General features: G+C 28.0%; 16 protein-coding genes. 10 read left to right on the top strand and 6 right to left on the bottom strand.

All coding sequences use genetic code 11. The annotated features are described in order from the left end of the window. Positions 1-36: 36 nt before the first annotated feature. Together OXH55_RS12455 and OXH55_RS12450 are read left to right on the top strand one after the other, a co-directional pair. Positions 37-618: a DUF502 domain-containing protein gene (locus tag OXH55_RS12455; RefSeq protein ID WP_268050304.1), complete on the top strand. Its 582-nt coding sequence runs from the start codon at positions 37-39 to the stop codon at positions 616-618. Positions 619-701: 83 nt separating this feature from the next. Continuing rightward, positions 702-1,361 carry a DUF7986 domain-containing protein gene (locus OXH55_RS12450; RefSeq protein ID WP_268050303.1) on the top strand — a complete coding sequence of 220 codons (660 nt, stop codon included), beginning with the start codon at positions 702-704 and terminating at the stop codon, positions 1,359-1,361. A gap of 109 nt (positions 1,362-1,470) precedes the next feature. On the opposite strand, the gene OXH55_RS12445 is transcribed toward OXH55_RS12450, so the two are convergent. Beyond that, positions 1,471-2,652 carry an SLC45 family MFS transporter gene (locus tag OXH55_RS12445; RefSeq protein ID WP_268050302.1) on the bottom strand — a complete coding sequence of 394 codons (1,182 nt, stop codon included), beginning with the start codon at positions 2,650-2,652 and terminating at the stop codon, positions 1,471-1,473. Beyond that, positions 2,630-3,379, bottom strand: coding sequence for a glycerophosphodiester phosphodiesterase (locus OXH55_RS12440; protein ID WP_268050301.1), 750 nt, complete (start codon positions 3,377-3,379; stop codon positions 2,630-2,632). Before OXH55_RS12440 ends, OXH55_RS12445 begins: the two co-directional genes overlap by 23 nt. Positions 3,380-3,569: 190 nt before the next feature. Between OXH55_RS12440 and OXH55_RS12435 the strand changes: the two genes are divergently transcribed. From OXH55_RS12435 to OXH55_RS12425, 3 genes are all read left to right on the top strand, one after another. Beyond that, positions 3,570-4,670 (top strand): iron-containing alcohol dehydrogenase family protein, encoded by a 1,101-nt coding sequence (locus OXH55_RS12435; RefSeq protein WP_268050300.1) that lies wholly within the window; start codon positions 3,570-3,572, stop codon positions 4,668-4,670. 80 nt (positions 4,671-4,750) lie between these two features. After that, complete coding sequence (locus OXH55_RS12430; protein WP_268050299.1) at positions 4,751-5,644, top strand: DMT family transporter; 894 nt, start codon at positions 4,751-4,753, stop codon at positions 5,642-5,644. Positions 5,645-5,782: 138 nt separating this feature from the next. Next, positions 5,783-5,971, top strand: coding sequence for a hypothetical protein (locus OXH55_RS12425; RefSeq protein WP_268050298.1), 189 nt, complete (start codon positions 5,783-5,785; stop codon positions 5,969-5,971). 133 nt (positions 5,972-6,104) lie between these two features. Here the strand turns inward: OXH55_RS12425 and OXH55_RS12420 are convergent, their stop codons facing one another. Further along, the gene (locus OXH55_RS12420) at positions 6,105-6,626 is read right to left on the bottom strand and encodes a DUF6623 family protein (RefSeq protein WP_268050297.1); all 522 of its coding nucleotides are present in this window, start codon (positions 6,624-6,626) and stop codon (positions 6,105-6,107) included. 184 nt (positions 6,627-6,810) lie between these two features. Further along, complete coding sequence (locus OXH55_RS12415) at positions 6,811-7,302, bottom strand: prolyl-tRNA synthetase associated domain-containing protein (protein WP_268050506.1); 492 nt, start codon at positions 7,300-7,302, stop codon at positions 6,811-6,813. A 447-nt stretch (positions 7,303-7,749) separates the two neighbouring features. Between OXH55_RS12415 and OXH55_RS12410 the strand changes: the two genes are divergently transcribed. After that, positions 7,750-8,496 (top strand): alpha/beta fold hydrolase, encoded by a 747-nt coding sequence (locus OXH55_RS12410; RefSeq protein ID WP_268050296.1) that lies wholly within the window; start codon positions 7,750-7,752, stop codon positions 8,494-8,496. Between the two features lie 207 nt (positions 8,497-8,703). On the opposite strand, the gene OXH55_RS12405 is transcribed toward OXH55_RS12410, so the two are convergent. Next, entirely contained in the window at positions 8,704-9,969 is a 1,266-nt protein-coding gene (locus OXH55_RS12405) for an NAD(P)-dependent oxidoreductase (protein WP_268050295.1), read from the bottom strand. Between the two features lie 208 nt (positions 9,970-10,177). Here OXH55_RS12405 and OXH55_RS12400 point away from each other — a divergent pair, with 208 nt between their 5' ends. Continuing rightward, positions 10,178-10,531, top strand: coding sequence for a winged helix-turn-helix transcriptional regulator (locus tag OXH55_RS12400; protein WP_272509059.1), 354 nt, complete (start codon positions 10,178-10,180; stop codon positions 10,529-10,531). A gap of 54 nt (positions 10,532-10,585) precedes the next feature. Here OXH55_RS12400 and OXH55_RS12395 read toward each other — a convergent pair whose 3' ends face one another. After that, the gene (locus OXH55_RS12395) at positions 10,586-11,740 is read right to left on the bottom strand and encodes an iron-containing alcohol dehydrogenase (protein ID WP_268050294.1); all 1,155 of its coding nucleotides are present in this window, start codon (positions 11,738-11,740) and stop codon (positions 10,586-10,588) included. Between the two features lie 289 nt (positions 11,741-12,029). On the opposite strand from OXH55_RS12395, the gene OXH55_RS12390 reads away from it, so the two are divergent. The 3 genes from OXH55_RS12390 to OXH55_RS12380 all read left to right on the top strand — a co-directional run bounded on the left by OXH55_RS12390 (position 12,030) and on the right by OXH55_RS12380 (position 15,101). Beyond that, entirely contained in the window at positions 12,030-12,611 is a 582-nt protein-coding gene (locus tag OXH55_RS12390; RefSeq protein ID WP_268050293.1) for a ferritin family protein, read from the top strand. 25 nt (positions 12,612-12,636) lie between these two features. After that, positions 12,637-12,885 (top strand): CPF_0552 family protein, encoded by a 249-nt coding sequence (locus OXH55_RS12385; RefSeq protein WP_268050292.1) that lies wholly within the window; start codon positions 12,637-12,639, stop codon positions 12,883-12,885. 209 nt (positions 12,886-13,094) lie between these two features. After that, positions 13,095-15,101 (top strand): glycoside hydrolase family 36 protein, encoded by a 2,007-nt coding sequence (locus OXH55_RS12380; RefSeq protein WP_268050291.1) that lies wholly within the window; start codon positions 13,095-13,097, stop codon positions 15,099-15,101. The last annotated feature ends 15 nt before the right edge of the window (positions 15,102-15,116 follow it).

The following is a 15,116-nucleotide window of genomic DNA, read 5'->3' as shown; positions in this document are numbered from 1 at the left end:
ATGATATTAACTAATATATTGAAGAAGGGGAAAATTATGAAAAAAATATTGAATGTATTTTTAGCTGGAATAACAGCTATTTTGCCTATAGGTTTAACAATATTCATATTGTATCAATTATTTATGATTATAGATTCGTTTTCAGCAGGTATTGTGGAATTCTTTTACGGTAAAAGAGTAGTAGGTGTTGGGTTTTTAACTACTGTTGTATTTATTCTTTTAGTAGGTTTTATTACTAAATATTATTTAGGTCAAAAGTTGTTTTCATTTATTGAAAAAACAGTTTCAAGAATACCAGTAGCTCAAAGTATTTATTCTGCTGTTAAAGAAGTTAGTAAGATGTTTTCGAGTAATGATGGTCAAAAATTTAGTAAGGTTGTTTCAATAGATTTCCCAAGCAAGGGAATGAAAAGTATAGGCTTTGTTACTAACAATGAAATTAAGATGTCAGATAAGGAAAAGATAGCTGTGTTTATTCCTACTACGCCTAATCCAACTAATGGGTTTTTAATATATGTGGATACTGAAAATGTAGAATTCTTGGATATATCAGTAGATGAAGCAATAAAAGCAATAGTTTCAATGGGGGCGATTACTCCTAACAGCTTTAAAAAATAATAAGAAAGTTAAGAAAATTAATATATTGATGTTATAATGTATTATAAATATCAGGATATATATAAGATAAAGGGGAGCTTTTTATGGATAATTTAGAAAGATATAAGGCTTATAGAGAGCATGAAAGAATGTTTATAGCTACAAAAATAATGAATTATGTAAATTCAAGTATAGATGAACAGGTTGTTCTAAATTCTGCTAGAATATTAGGTATGCTGGATTCTAAGGGTAATATAGCACCTAAGGCAGAAAGTGAAATGTTGTTTTTACTTGATTTTGTAATTAATGAATATAAGGTTAATGGAAAATCTATAGTTCAATTATATAGAGAAAATGTAGGGGCAGAAAATGAATTGGAAGAGGCAATGCTTAAAGCATTAGAAAATTCATATATGTCTTTGTTTAGAGTAGTAAATATTTCTCCTTCTAAAAATTTAGTTTTCTTAAAAGATGCATTTAATAGAGTTAAGAATGTTAGATTAACAGATATGAATTTTAGTCAAACAGGAGATACAGATACTTTATTATTTGTTAGAGTTCTTCCTTATGAAGAGCTAAATATGACATCAGGTATGGGAGCAACTTTTCCTAGTCTTGCAGAAGATAGATTATTAATAGAATACAAAAGAGTTTCTAAAGAAATGAATCTTGCACAAGAGATTGACAGTGAGTCAGCAAGAATGCTTATAGCTTTTTTTCATTTCAATAGAGAAGTTGGTACACCTGTTAAATATGATTGGTAATTTAATTTATAGTTAAGAAATTAATATGCTTTGCTGATTTTAGTATAAATGATACTAGACTCAGCAAAGCAATTAAATTTTAGTGAGAGTTTACAACTTGTAAACTTTTTTATATTTTGACTTTTCTTATTAAAATAAAAGATATAAAAAAGAATACTGAACCATATACAAACATGTATTTATATCCAATTAAATCTATGATAGAGCCTAATAAAGGTGGCGATATGATAGAAGCAAGTGAACAAAACATATAGTACAATCCTGTATAGGTTCCAACTTCACCTTTAGGTGCCATATCAATAACCAAGGGATAAGAATTTATATTTATAAAAGCCCAAAACATTCCGCAAATAATAAATACAACTCTTATCAAGTTAATATTTCTTATAAAAGTTAATGAAGTAAAGCATATAATGAGCCCTAAAATTCCCATGCTTATTGTTTTCTTTTTTCCAAACTTAGTTCCGATTATTCCAGCAGGAATTGCAAAAATTAAAAATGATAATGATATGAAAGTAAAAGAAAAAACTGTTGATTTTACAGATATATTAAGAAATTTTTCACCATAGATTGTGAAAAATGCTTCTACCCCTTGATAAGCTATAAACAAGCTGGAGATTGCAATTAATAAAAATAGAGTATTTTTTTGTTTTAAACATTTTATTCCAATTAAACTTTTCTTTTTCTTAACTTCTTTATTATTTGTATAGTTTAAAGCATCTCTTTTTTCTTTTATAAATAGAAACAAAATTAAAAGAGAAACTAGCATTAAAATACCAGCCATATAAAAAGGATATTGATTACCTTTGTCCCAAAGCATTGAACCAAAACAATATGCGGTTATAGCACCTATTCCACCCATAAAGTTTATTATACTATTTGCTTTACTTCTATGTTTAGTAGGAGTTAAATCAGGCATAAGAGCTATAACTGGCGATCTGAATATGCTCATAGAAAGATTCATTAATATAAGAAAGGCTATAAGCATTCCAAGATTTTTATAGTTGGGTAATACAAATAAAAATACAGCTGCTAAGGGCATTCCAATCATTATAAAAGGCATTCTTCGTCCAAATCTTGTATCTATACTATCACTAAGACGTCCTACAGCAGGTTGTATAAATAGAGCAAAATAGTTATCAATAGTCATTATGAAGCCTATTATAGCAGCACTGTTTAAATAGTTACTTAATATCTTGGGAATAAATGAATTATATATAGACCAAGTTACACTAATAGAAAAAAAACCAAAGCCTAATAAAAAGGTCTTAATATAGTTTTCTTTTTTCATTATGGTACTCCAAAACCTTATTTAGCTTATCTGGATAATTTGTGATTATCCCATCTACACCTTTATCCACGAAGAATCTCATATATTTTTTTTCATCAACGGTATAAGTATTTATCATAATACCAGCTTCCTGTATTTCCTCAATTATTCCAGGGAGCATAAGAGAATAAAAGTAAGGATGAAGAGCTTCGCCTTTTAAGCGTTTTGCGTATTTCTCAGGTTCATATAAACCTGAAACGTACAAAAGTCCAATTTTTATTTCTTGAGAAATTTCTTTGCATTTTTCAAGAGTATAGTGATTAAAGCTGGATATTATTACTCTATTCTGCATGTTATATTTATACACCATATCTAGTACCTTTTTTTCAATTCCTTCATATAGAACTATATTATTTTTTAACTCAATGTTTAATTTTATATTTTTACATTTTAAAAATTCCATAAGTTCTTCAAGAGAAGGTACTTTAAGTCCTTTGAAATCTTTTCTAAACCACGAACCAGCATCTAATTTTCTAATTTCTTTATAGGTGTAATTTTTAACAAGGCCTCTTCCGTTAGTCGTCCTATTAACTAGTTCATTATGCATTAATATTGGTATTCCATCTTTAGTCATTTGTACATCTGTTTCAATTCCAGTAGCTCCGAGTTTTAAGGCTTTTTCAAAAGCTAGCATAGTGTTTTCAGGATAGTAGGCACTTGCACCTCTATGTGCATAATTTATGAGCACAGCAGTCAACTCCTTATTGTTAATATGACATAATTTGTGTTTGTCAAACATTAAGTATACATGTATTCAATATATGTAAACATATGTATAAATGATAATGCTTATTCTTTAGCTTTGCACAGCTAAAAGATTATAAGTTATAATGGTAGATAATGCATATATATGAGATATTAAAAGGAGATGATAAATTATGAAGGACTTCAGATATTTTATGTCCACAGAAGTTTTTTATGGAAAAAATATAATAAATGAAAAGGCTGATTTATTTACAAATTACGGTAAAAAAGCTTTTATTATAACAGGTAGAAATTCTTCTAAAAGAAATGGTTCATTAGATGACGTAATAAATATTTTGAAAGAGAAAAACATAGATTATTGTATTTTTAATGAAATAGAAGAAAATCCTTCTTTAGAAACAGTGGAAAAAGCTGCTGACAAAGGAAAGATGGAAGGTGTAGATTTTATAATAGGAATTGGTGGTGGTTCTCCTATTGATTCAGCAAAGGGTATAGGAATATTAATAAAAAATGAAAATGCCTCTGTAGAAGATTTATTTTCTGAGCAGAAGTTAGAATCTATTCCTATAATAGCTATACCTACTACAGCAGGAACAGGAACAGAAGTAACGCCATATGCAATTTTTACAGACCATAGAGTTAAAACTAAAAGAAATTTTTCACAAAAGATTTTTCCAAAAGTTGCTCTTTTAGATTCTAAATATTTAATGACAACTCCAGATAGTGTTACTATAAATACAGCTGTAGATGCATTATCTCACTTAGTAGAGGGATATTTAACAACAAAGGCAAATGTTTTAAGTGATGCTGCTGCAGAAAAGGGAGTTAGCTTGTTTGGAGAATGTATGGAAGCACTTAAAAAGAGAGAATTTACTTATGAAATTCGTGAAAAACTTCTTCTTATTTCAACACTAGGTGGGATAGTAATTGCTCAAACAGGTACTTCTCTTCCACATGGAATGGGATATTCATTAACATATTTCAAAGGAGTTCCACATGGAAAAGCCAATGGACTTTTACTTAAATCATATTTAGAAATGTGCAGTGATAAGAAAAAGGTAAATAAAATATTAGAATGTATGAAACTAAACAATCTTGAAGAACTTGAAGAATTTATAAAAGCAATTATGGATAAGGATATTTTAATCAATGAAGAAGAAATAGATAAGTATTCAGAAACCATAATAAATAATGCAGCTAAATTAAAAAATCATCCAGATAAAGTTACAAAAAAAGATATTGTAAGAATATATGTAAATAGATTGAAAAAATAATAAAAAATTGACACTTATTCCAAATAATATAGTATAATATTATTTGGAATTTTTTATTAATGTAAAAGAGGAAATGAAATATGAAAAAAATACATGGAATTATTTATTCAATGCTATCTTCTGCTGCTTTTGGATTAACGCCAATCTGGACGAAAGATGCTTGTAGTAGAGGAACAAATTCTATGACTGTATTATTTTTTAGAGTTTTAATTACAGCTATTATATTATTGTTATATTTTTTTATAAAAAAAGTAGATTTTAAAATAAATAAAAAACAATTTTTCAGTTTACTATTTTTAGGTGTTATAGGATATGCAAGTACAACCATTTGTCTTTTTTTATCTTACAATTATGTATCTTCAGGACTAGCTACAACGTTACATTTTGTATATCCAGCTGTTGTTACGATTTTGATGGTTTTGATTTATAAAGAAAAAATACATTTAGGTAAAATTCTTTCGCTTATATTTTCAGTTGTAGGAGTTTATTGTTTAATATATACTAAAAATATTCAAATTAATCCCAAAGGAGTATTTCTTGCAATTATTTCTGGAGTTTTTTATTCAATATATATTATTGGGGTTGATAAAGGAGAAGTTAAAGAAATGAATGTGTTAGTAAGTACCTTTTATGTAACTCTAATATCAGCAATATGTATTTTTATATTTGGAGAATTTACAGTAGGTATTAAATTAGAAATTTCTTATTATATAGCTATAGATAGTTTGTGTATAGCTATTATTTCAACATTACTAGCACTTGTAGCTTTTATGAAAGGAATTAAAATAATTGGTTCTTCTAATGCTTCCATATTAAGTACTTTTGAACCCATTGTTAGTGTAATATTAGGAATAATAATTTTAAAGGAAGAAATAACTTTTTCTATAGTAATTGGTACTATATTAATAATTTTCTCTGTGTTAGTTCTCACTATAACAGAAAGAGTTAAGCAAAAAGTACAAATAAATATATAAAATACATATTATTTAATATTTAAATCACCATTTCATATATAGACTGAAATGGTGATTATTTTGATTTTAATTTTAGTATAGTTTGGCCAAGGAGTACTAATAATATTAATATAATAAAACAAGTCAAGAGGTGATAATGTGAAAACCAATCTAAAAAGTATAAGACTTGAAAATGGAGAAAAAGTAGAAGAAATGGCTGAGCTTTTAAATATATCAGCAGCTGAATATATAGATAAGGAAAATGGGGTTATATCATTGACAAATGGAGAGAAAGAAATACTTTCAGAGTATTATAAGGAAAATGTTTTTGAAAATAATTTTATGTAATAGAAATTGGTTTATTTAAGAAAATCCTATCCAATTCTATACGGCATCTTGTCGCAGAATTGAGTAGGATTTTTTAAAAGTATGAAATTATTTATAAAACACATTTCTACTTATATAAATTAAATATTTTTCATTATTCTAATTTAGGATATACTATGAAAGTATCTAAAAAATCACATCCAGCGGAACTAAATTCCATACTATGAGACATTGACTCAACGCCAAAACCAACACCAATTGAGATTCCAAGACCAAATTTTATTTTTGGATTACCAGGTATTTTAAATCGTCTCGTTTCAAACTGTCTAGGAGATAAATCAAGGTTATCAAATGAAGCAATTTTTCTTTCACCATCATATATATGCACTGAATTAATAGAAGTATCCGTAGAACCTGTTTTAAATCTAATTAACACTGATCCTACTTGGAGTCTCTTACTGTTTACAATTACTGGTGTAGGTATTGCGAAATGAAACCAGTTTCTTGTACCCGGCTTACCTTTAATTTGAGCATAAAATCCTGCTCGCTTAATTGAAGCAATGCGTTCCGGATATTCTATCTGTATACTATGTCCATGAGTCCACATAGCATGTGCTAAAACCATTTTATTAGGCCTCCATAATTCTACCATATCTCTCCACATATCACTATACAATATATACCTCCAGATTAATATTACTCTGTTTACAATATATGGTTTGGAATGCGTTTTGGTACTATTAATAAACATCTTTTAACTCTTTCTATTGGAAATAAAAAAGCTGATGCTTTTGTAAAAAAAAAGTAGTAAGATATTGTGATGACTTTATACTTAAAAAAGAATGTTATAAAATTTAATTTTAGATTTGAACATAAGAAATCTTATTTTCACACCAGTTAAGGAATTTTTCAAAATTTTTATAAGATATAGTGATGGTTGCTGTATTTACATTGGGGTGAAAACTAATAGTGTTTGAATGAAGTAAATCTTTATCTATTAAAACTTCTACATGTTTTTCACTATCATTTATTAACCCAAAAGGAGTAACTGAACCAGGCTTGAGAGCTAAACATTTATATAATCTTTGTTCAGAAGCAAAACTTAAATTTGTACTACTTATTTGGGTAGATAAGCTTCTTAAATCTACTTTTTTTGATTCTACTAAAATAACAAGATAATGTTTATCACCTTTTCTATTGCGAATAAAAAGATTTTTACAATGCTGTCCAGATATATTTATATCAAGTTTATTTGCTTCTTCAATAGTGAAAATTGGGATATGCTCATGTCTAATATATGGAATTTCTAATTTATCTAAAATGTCATATACATTCTGTTCATTTTCTGTAATCATTATAGGTATCTCCTTTGTTTTAAATTTTAAAATTATAATAATTACATTTTATTTTAATATATAATGCTAAAATTATGAAGTGATAAGTATGATATATGAGTTGCAACAGTTGGGGAGCTTTTTACTTTACTAAATGTATGTTTAGTGTATAGAGTTTAATTAAGAGTATAGTGTTTTTATGAATAAAAGGTTTAATATGGTATAATTGCATATGAATTGTTGTTGAACAATTTAAAGAAAGTGTGTAGTAAATATGGTACAATTAGTTATGACAAAAGTGTAATATAATGCGAATTAACAAGCTACAAGGAGGTATCATAATGGGAATTTTTAATAAACTAAAATAGTCTATATGTAAGAGTAACTACTAACTCTCCCATGTAGATTATATAAAACAAATATTTATTAAAAAATTTTACAATGTTTGTTATTGGGAGGTTAAAAATGTCTTATTTTAAGTATGAAAATATTAATATATATTATAGAGTATCTGGTGAAGGGAGACCTTTAGTTATTATACACGGAGATACAGCTTCCTCAAAAATGTTTATACCAGAATTAAAATTCTATTCTAAAAACTTTAAAGTAATTTTATTAGATTTGGTAGGTCAAGGGAAATCTCAGAGAGTAGATAAATTACCCTTAAATTATTGGCATTTTAATTCTACTTTAATTATTGAATTATGTAAGCACATTGGTATTAGCGATGTTAACCTGTTAGGTACAAGTGGCGGGGCTATTGTTGCTTTAAATGCTGTATTGAAACAACCTAATTTATTTAATAGAATAATTGTAGATAGTTTTATGGGAGAAAATTTATCTTATGAGTTTGCAAAAAAAATTGTAGATGATAGAAAAATAGCAAAAAACAAGTTAGGGTCTAAATTATTTTGGTTTATAATGCATGGCTTTGATTGGAAAAATGTTATTGACCAAAATACAAACTTAATTATAGATTTTTCAAGAAACATAGGTAATTTTTTCAATTATGAACTTAGTAACATAGAAAATAATGTTTTAATTACAGGAAGCTCGAAAGATGATTTAATACCTAATGTCCAAAGTACATTAAAAGCTATTAATTTAAAAATGAAAAATTCTAAATTGGTTATTTTTGAAAATGGAAATCATCCTGCTATGTTTAGTAACAAAGAAGAGTTTAGAAATTTAGTTTTGGAATTTTTGTCCTAAATCATAATAAAATACCGTATTATTCAGAATTGAATTTTACGGTATTTTTATAACGGAATATTCTTAAATAACAGTGTAAAAATCACTTAATCAAGGAAGTAGTTAAGTCGTAACAGCAAAATATTGTGCAACAAATGAATGTAAACTTTTATATGAAATATTACATTCGCCAAAATCAAGCAAATCATTGATATTAAAGGGAGGACACTAATTTGGTGTTAAGCTCTTTTTATTAACAAATATATGTATGGCTTCTGCAACTTTTTTTGAATGATTAACTGCTTCTACTACTGTTTTTGCACCTGTTACTACATCTCCTGATGCAAATACACCTTCTTTTGTTGTTCTTCCACATTCATCTGTTATAAGAAGTCCTGATATATTAGTTTTAATATCTTTAGTTTTAGAGACTATATTGCTTTTAGGGCCTTGACTTACTGCTATTATTATAGAATCAGCTTTTAAAATATCTTCACTATTATTTATAGTAACAAACTTTATATTTTTGTCTTTATCTTCTATCTTTTGAGTTTTTAGGTACTTGACCCCGTCATCAACAATCTCTACAGGCGTTTTATAAAATTCAAATTTTACACCTTCTTCTAAAGCACTTTCTATTTCATGATTGGTTGCCGATACGTTTTCTCTTCCTTTTCTATACATAATGTAAACTTCGTTTGCACCTTTTCTTACTGCTGTTCTAGCAACATCCATAGCAACATTACCAGCACCAATTACACATACTCTATTTCCGAGTTCATATACTTGTGGATTTTTCAAGTAATCTATTGCATAGTGTACATGACCTAAACTCTCTCCAGGTATATTCAGTTTTTTGGGTTGCCATACCCCTGTACCGATAAATACGGCATCATATTTATCTCTAAATAAATCATCAATGGTAATAACTGATCCTATTAAAGTATTAGGTCTTATTTTAACACCAAGTTCCACTAATTTATTTTTTAATCTATCCAATATTTCTTTTGGTAATCTAAACTCTGGTATACCGTATCTAAGAACTCCACCGATTTTATCATGAGATTCAAACAGTGTAATATCATATCCTTTAATAGCTAATATGAAGGCGATGCTTATACCGGCTGGACCAGAACCTACAATAGCAATTTTTCCTATATGCTCATCTTCTTTTTTACATACCTTTTCGTTTAAATAATTATTTGAAAGGTACTGTTCTATAGTTCCAATATCTACTGCGTCTCCTTTTATCCCTAAGACACAATTACCTTGGCACTGTCTCTCATGAGGGCAAACTAAAGAACATACAACAGAAAGGGGATTATTTTTAAATAACATTTCTCCTGCTTTCTTTTCTTGCCCTTGTAATAATAAATTTATAAACTCTGGTACTGATGTACTAATAGGGCACCCCTGTATACATCTAGGATTTTTACATTGAAGACATCTTTCTGCTTTTTTTATAATTTCTTCTTTATTTATTTTTTCTTGCATAATTTCTCACCTCATCTTTAGTAAATAATCTAAAATCACATATATATTTTAAATCTATTATTAAATTTTTATTAATTGATTTCCTAATGAACAATAATTATTTTAATATATAGCTCTTAATCTGTGAAGTACGCACTTTTTAGTATTATGGTATACTTATAGAACCGCAGTATATAAAAAGTAACTATAAAATTAAAGGAGTGATTTTTTGCCAGAAGATAGAATTAATAAAATAAGCTGTAGCAATTATAGATGTGAAATAGAAGTTGCCCTTGAAATTATATCAGGAAAATGGAATGCTTTAATATTATGGACTCTGGGTACTGAAGGTACTAAAAGATTTGGGGAATTAAAAAGATCTCTATCAGGAGTTACTCAAAAAATGCTAACACAGCAACTAAGAACTCTTGAAAAATACGGTATAGTTGAAAGAACTATTTATCCAGAAGTTCCTCCAGTAGTAGAATATTCATTAACTGAAATGGGTAACAAGTTAATTCCTATATTTAAAGAATTAGATAAATGGGGAAAAGAATATATAGAACATAGAAAAACATTATAAATAAAAAGGTTGGACGACTAATCCAACCTTTTTTATTTATAATGGGTTTATATATTAAGCTCCATAATAAGCTTTATTGAATAACTCTTTCATTTGTTCAGGAGATATTTCTCTTGGGTTTGTACCTGTACATGGATCTGCTACAGCATTCTTAGAAATATCATCTAAGTTAGCTAAGAATTTCTCTTCAGCTAAACCAAACTCTTTTAATGAAGATGGTATGTTCATAGCTTTATTTAAATCTCTAACAAATTTAACAAGAGATTCAACTAATTCTTTTTCATTAGATCCTTGTAAACCTAATCTCTTAGCTACATCTGCATATTTATCTCCAGCTTTTTCTGCATTAAACTCAATTGCAATTGGTAAATAGATTGCATTTGCACATCCGTGTGGTACTGCGAATATTTTACCAGTTTTGTGTGACATGCTGTGTACAATTCCTAATATAGCATTTGAGAATGACATACCAGCTAAGCATTGAGAAATATGCATTTTAGCTCTAGAATTTTTATCACCTTTGAAAGATTCTACTAAGTAATCTTGAATCATTTCGATTGATTTCATAGCTAAAGCATCAGTTAATTCGTTACTCATAGTTGATACATAAGCCTCTAAAGAGTGAGTTAATGCATCCATACCAGTGTGTGCAACTAATTTAGCTGGCATTGATTGAGCTAAATCTGTGTCAACAATTGCAATATCAGGTGTAATATTAAAGTCAGCTATTGGATATTTAACTCCAGTTTCATTATCAGTGATTACTGCAAATGATGTTACCTCACTTCCTGTTCCGCTTGTTGTTGGGATTGCTGCATATTTTGATTTTTGTCTTAACTCTGGTAAGTTAAATGGTTTTGCAGCTTCTTCAAATGTGAATTCTGGATATTCATAGAAAATCCACATTGCTTTTGCAGCATCCATTGGAGAGCCTCCACCTAAACCGATTATCCAATCTGGTTTAAATTGATTCATAATTTCTACGCCTCTCATTACTGTTTTTACAGATGGATCAGCTTCTACTCCCTCTATTAAAGTAGTTTCCATTCCTGCTTCTCTTAAGTATTGTTCAACTTTTTCTAAAGCACCATTTTTCTTTACAGCGCTTCCACCTATTACAATCGCGGCTCTTTTACCTTTTAAGTTTTTTAATTCTTCAACTGTACCTTGTCCAAAGTATACATCTCTTGGTATTGTGAATCTTGCCATCTTAATTCCTCCTAAGTTTTAATATTTTTTATATTTTGATTTTAAACAATATATCTTTTAATTTATCGTTTCATTGCTTCCTCAGTTGTTTTCCAGAGGACAAGTATTATTCTAAAATATAGTCAATATATTGTGAAGTACGCACTTTTTGGTATGGTAGTTTATATTTTGAACCCTAGTTACCAAAAAGTAATCTTTGCTTTAATGTTTATTTAAGCATAATAGGGGTATTTATTTTTGTTTTTTGGTAAAAATATTAGCTAGTGACAATCAGACTAGGAGTGATTATATGAAGAGTAAATGGGTGACTAAAGGAATCATAGGTATTTTATTATGCACTCTCATGTTAGGAATAATAGGCTGCCAAAAGAAAATGGATAAAGAACCAATAGGTGATGAAAATGCAGTTCCAACAGTAAAAACTTTACAGAAAGAAAAATGGGGAGTAACAGCAGCAAAAGAGGATGAGAATTTAAATGTTGAAAAAATGCTTACTTATGCTATAGAAAATGAGTATTTGGAAAAGGCTAAATATGAGGCTATGATAAGAAAGTTTGGAGAAATAAGACCATTTATAGATCTAGCAAAGGCAAAAAATATTAATATTTCTATTCTAAAAACTACATTTCAGAAATATAAATTATCTATCCCGAAGGATAGATCAAGAGAATTTTTAAAAGTACCAGAAACTATTGAAGAGAGTTTTGAAATATCAATAGCGGATGAAATTGAAAATATGGCGATGTATAACAGGTTTATAAGGAGAAAAGGAGTACCACAAGAGTTAATTTTAATATTAGTAAGATTAAGAGATGCCTCAAGAGCTCATCTTCAATCTCTAGAAGTTGGCTTGAAGAGAGTAAAAGAATAAATATTTAATATAAGGAGGGAAAAGTATGGAATATACAATTATGGCAGTTGCTATTGAACCAAGAAATGTAAGTGCACCAAAGGTTCAAGAAATTTTAACAAAACATGGCTGTATTATAAAAGTAAGACTAGGGCTTCATGATGTATCAGAGGATTCATGTTCTAAAAGAGGCCTAATTCTTTTACAGCTCTGTGCAAATGCAGATGAGATTGAAGGATTAAGAAAGGATTTAGAGTCAATAGAAGGAGTAAAAGTAAATACTATGATTGTATAAAGACGGCTAAAAGCTGTCTTTTTTTTAGTAAAATAGATTTAATTTTCATGAAATTTATAATATTATATAAGTATGAGCTTTTATTTTTATAAAAGAAAGAGATACTTTTGTGAAATAAGTAGGTATACTGAGAGAATAATATAAATATTTATTAGTAGAAAGGCTGTATTAAGTATTAAGGATATATTTAGGTAAAGGATGTGCAGGAAATGAAAATAAACAATATACATCTTTCGTATTATGTAAACAATACTTTAAAAGAAATATCTTCAAATTTTTTAGAGAGTATTGAAAACGATGACATAAAATTTATGCCGGAAGTATCAAAAGTGGACAAGGGTTATATATTGAACATAAAGTTAAAGAATAAAAAAGAAATAACTTTAGAAAATTTTTTAATTGACTATACTTTAGACTTAAAAAATAAAAATATGTTAGTGAATGGCTATCAAAGTTGGTCAGAAAGTATGGAAATGAATAAGAATGGTGAATTGAAACCATTAAGTTCTATTGTAAAAGGTAGAATGGAGCCTTATGGAGATTATTTATTTTATAAATACAAAGGACAAAAAGGTGTTTTCCATTCACATACATTCACATATTTTAGAAATAGCAAGGAGCAGGATCAACATATATTATTCTTAGGATCGTGTGATGAAAAATCAGGATATACAATTTTTGAAGGCAATTTAAAAAATAATAAACTAATTATTATGAAGGACTGCAGAGGATTTTTGATAGACGGTGAAAAGAGTATATTAAAGCTTTATATAGAAGAGGGCGAAGAAAAGACAATTTGGAAAAAGTACTGTTCTTTCTTTAAAGGAAATAGAGAAGCAGTTTCTATGTGCACGGGATGGACAAGTTGGTATAACTATTATACAAAAATTAGTCAAGATATTGTATTGGAAAATTTAGAAAATATAAAAAAAGAAAATATACCTTTAGATGTTTTTCAAATTGATGATGGATATCAAACTGCTGTAGGAGATTGGCTTTCAATAAATGAAAAGTTTCCACTCGGAATGAACTTTCTAGCATATAAAATTAAAACTTTTGGTTATAAACCAGGAATTTGGCTTACTCCATTTATATGTGAAAAGGACTCTAAAATATTTAAAGAACATAAGGAATGGCTAGTTAAAGATGATAAGGGAAAACCTCTAGCAGCTGGATGGAATTCAGAATGGAGTGGAAAATTTTATGCTCTAGATTTTTATAATTTAGAATTTAGAGCGTATCTTGCTAAAGTTTTTCATACAATAATAAATATTTGGGGATATGAAATGCTTAAGCTAGACTTTTTATATGCAGCAGCTCTTATACCGAGAAAGGGAAAAACAAGGGGAGCTATAATGCAAGATGCTGTAGATTTTTTAAATGATATTATAGGGGATAAGCTGATATTAGCATCTGGAGTGCCTCTAGGTAATGCTTTTAAAAAAGTGGATTACTGTAGAATAGGGGCAGATGTGACTCCATACTGGGAAAATAGTAAGCAAAAACTTTTAAAATATAGAGAAAGAGTTTCAACAGTATCTTCTATTCATAGTGCTTTGGCTAGATTTAGAGTTAATGGAGAAGTTTTTTATAATGCTCCTGATGTTTTTATGCTTAAAAAAGAAGACAACAAAATGAATGAGGAGCAGAAGTATTCTTTATTTATACTAAATAATTTACTTGGTGGATTATTAGCTTTATCAGATGATATTAGTAAATATGATGAAAATGAAATGGAACTTTTCAAATCCATGTTTCCAAAGATAAGAGCGGATATACATTATATAAAAAATAAAAAAGATACCTATGAAATTTCTTTTAATATAGAAGACAAAGGATATATTGTATTATCTAACTTAACAGGTTCACAAGTAAAAATGAAACTTCCACAGGGAGAGTATTTTAATAAAAAAGATTTTGTGGTGAAAGGAAATACTAATATTAAATTAAAACCTTATGAAACAAAGTGTTTTTATAAGATAGAAACAGAAAAAGACTTTTACTTAGTGGGAACAACGGGACATTTATTCCCAGTAAGTGAAATTAATTTATTAGAAGAAAAAGAAGGGCAAATAAATATAGAGATCAATAGTAAATTTATAAATAAAGGCGATATTTACTTAAAGATTTTAAATGATGATATGGATATATTTATTAACGGTGAAAAATATGATTCTATATTACAAAAAGGATATAAGGTTGTAAGATATATTTAAATAATAAAAAATAAG

Origin of the sequence: Clostridium ganghwense (assembly GCF_026735165.1) — a bacterium.
Lineage (GTDB): Bacteria > Bacillota > Clostridia > Clostridiales > Clostridiaceae > Clostridium_H > Clostridium_H ganghwense.
Note: the sequence above shows the minus strand (reverse complement) of the source record. Positions and strands in the feature narration are given on the sequence as shown.

Excerpts from the sequence above, each read along its gene's own strand:
- OXH55_RS12455 (WP_268050304.1), top strand. The coding sequence starts at position 37 with ATGAAAAAAATATTGAATGTATTTTTAGCTGGAATAACAGCTATTTTG.
- OXH55_RS12450 (WP_268050303.1), top strand. The coding sequence starts at position 702 with ATGGATAATTTAGAAAGATATAAGGCTTATAGAGAGCATGAAAGAATG.
- OXH55_RS12445 (WP_268050302.1), bottom strand. The coding sequence starts at position 2,652 with ATGAAAAAAGAAAACTATATTAAGACCTTTTTATTAGGCTTTGGTTTT.
- OXH55_RS12435 (WP_268050300.1), top strand. The coding sequence starts at position 3,570 with ATGAAGGACTTCAGATATTTTATGTCCACAGAAGTTTTTTATGGAAAA.
- OXH55_RS12430 (WP_268050299.1), top strand. The coding sequence starts at position 4,751 with ATGAAAAAAATACATGGAATTATTTATTCAATGCTATCTTCTGCTGCT.
- OXH55_RS12410 (WP_268050296.1), top strand. The coding sequence starts at position 7,750 with ATGTCTTATTTTAAGTATGAAAATATTAATATATATTATAGAGTATCT.
- OXH55_RS12405 (WP_268050295.1), bottom strand. The coding sequence starts at position 9,969 with ATGCAAGAAAAAATAAATAAAGAAGAAATTATAAAAAAAGCAGAAAGA.
- OXH55_RS12395 (WP_268050294.1), bottom strand. The coding sequence starts at position 11,740 with ATGGCAAGATTCACAATACCAAGAGATGTATACTTTGGACAAGGTACA.
- OXH55_RS12390 (WP_268050293.1), top strand. The coding sequence starts at position 12,030 with ATGAAGAGTAAATGGGTGACTAAAGGAATCATAGGTATTTTATTATGC.
- OXH55_RS12385 (WP_268050292.1), top strand. The coding sequence starts at position 12,637 with ATGGAATATACAATTATGGCAGTTGCTATTGAACCAAGAAATGTAAGT.
- OXH55_RS12380 (WP_268050291.1), top strand. The coding sequence starts at position 13,095 with ATGAAAATAAACAATATACATCTTTCGTATTATGTAAACAATACTTTA.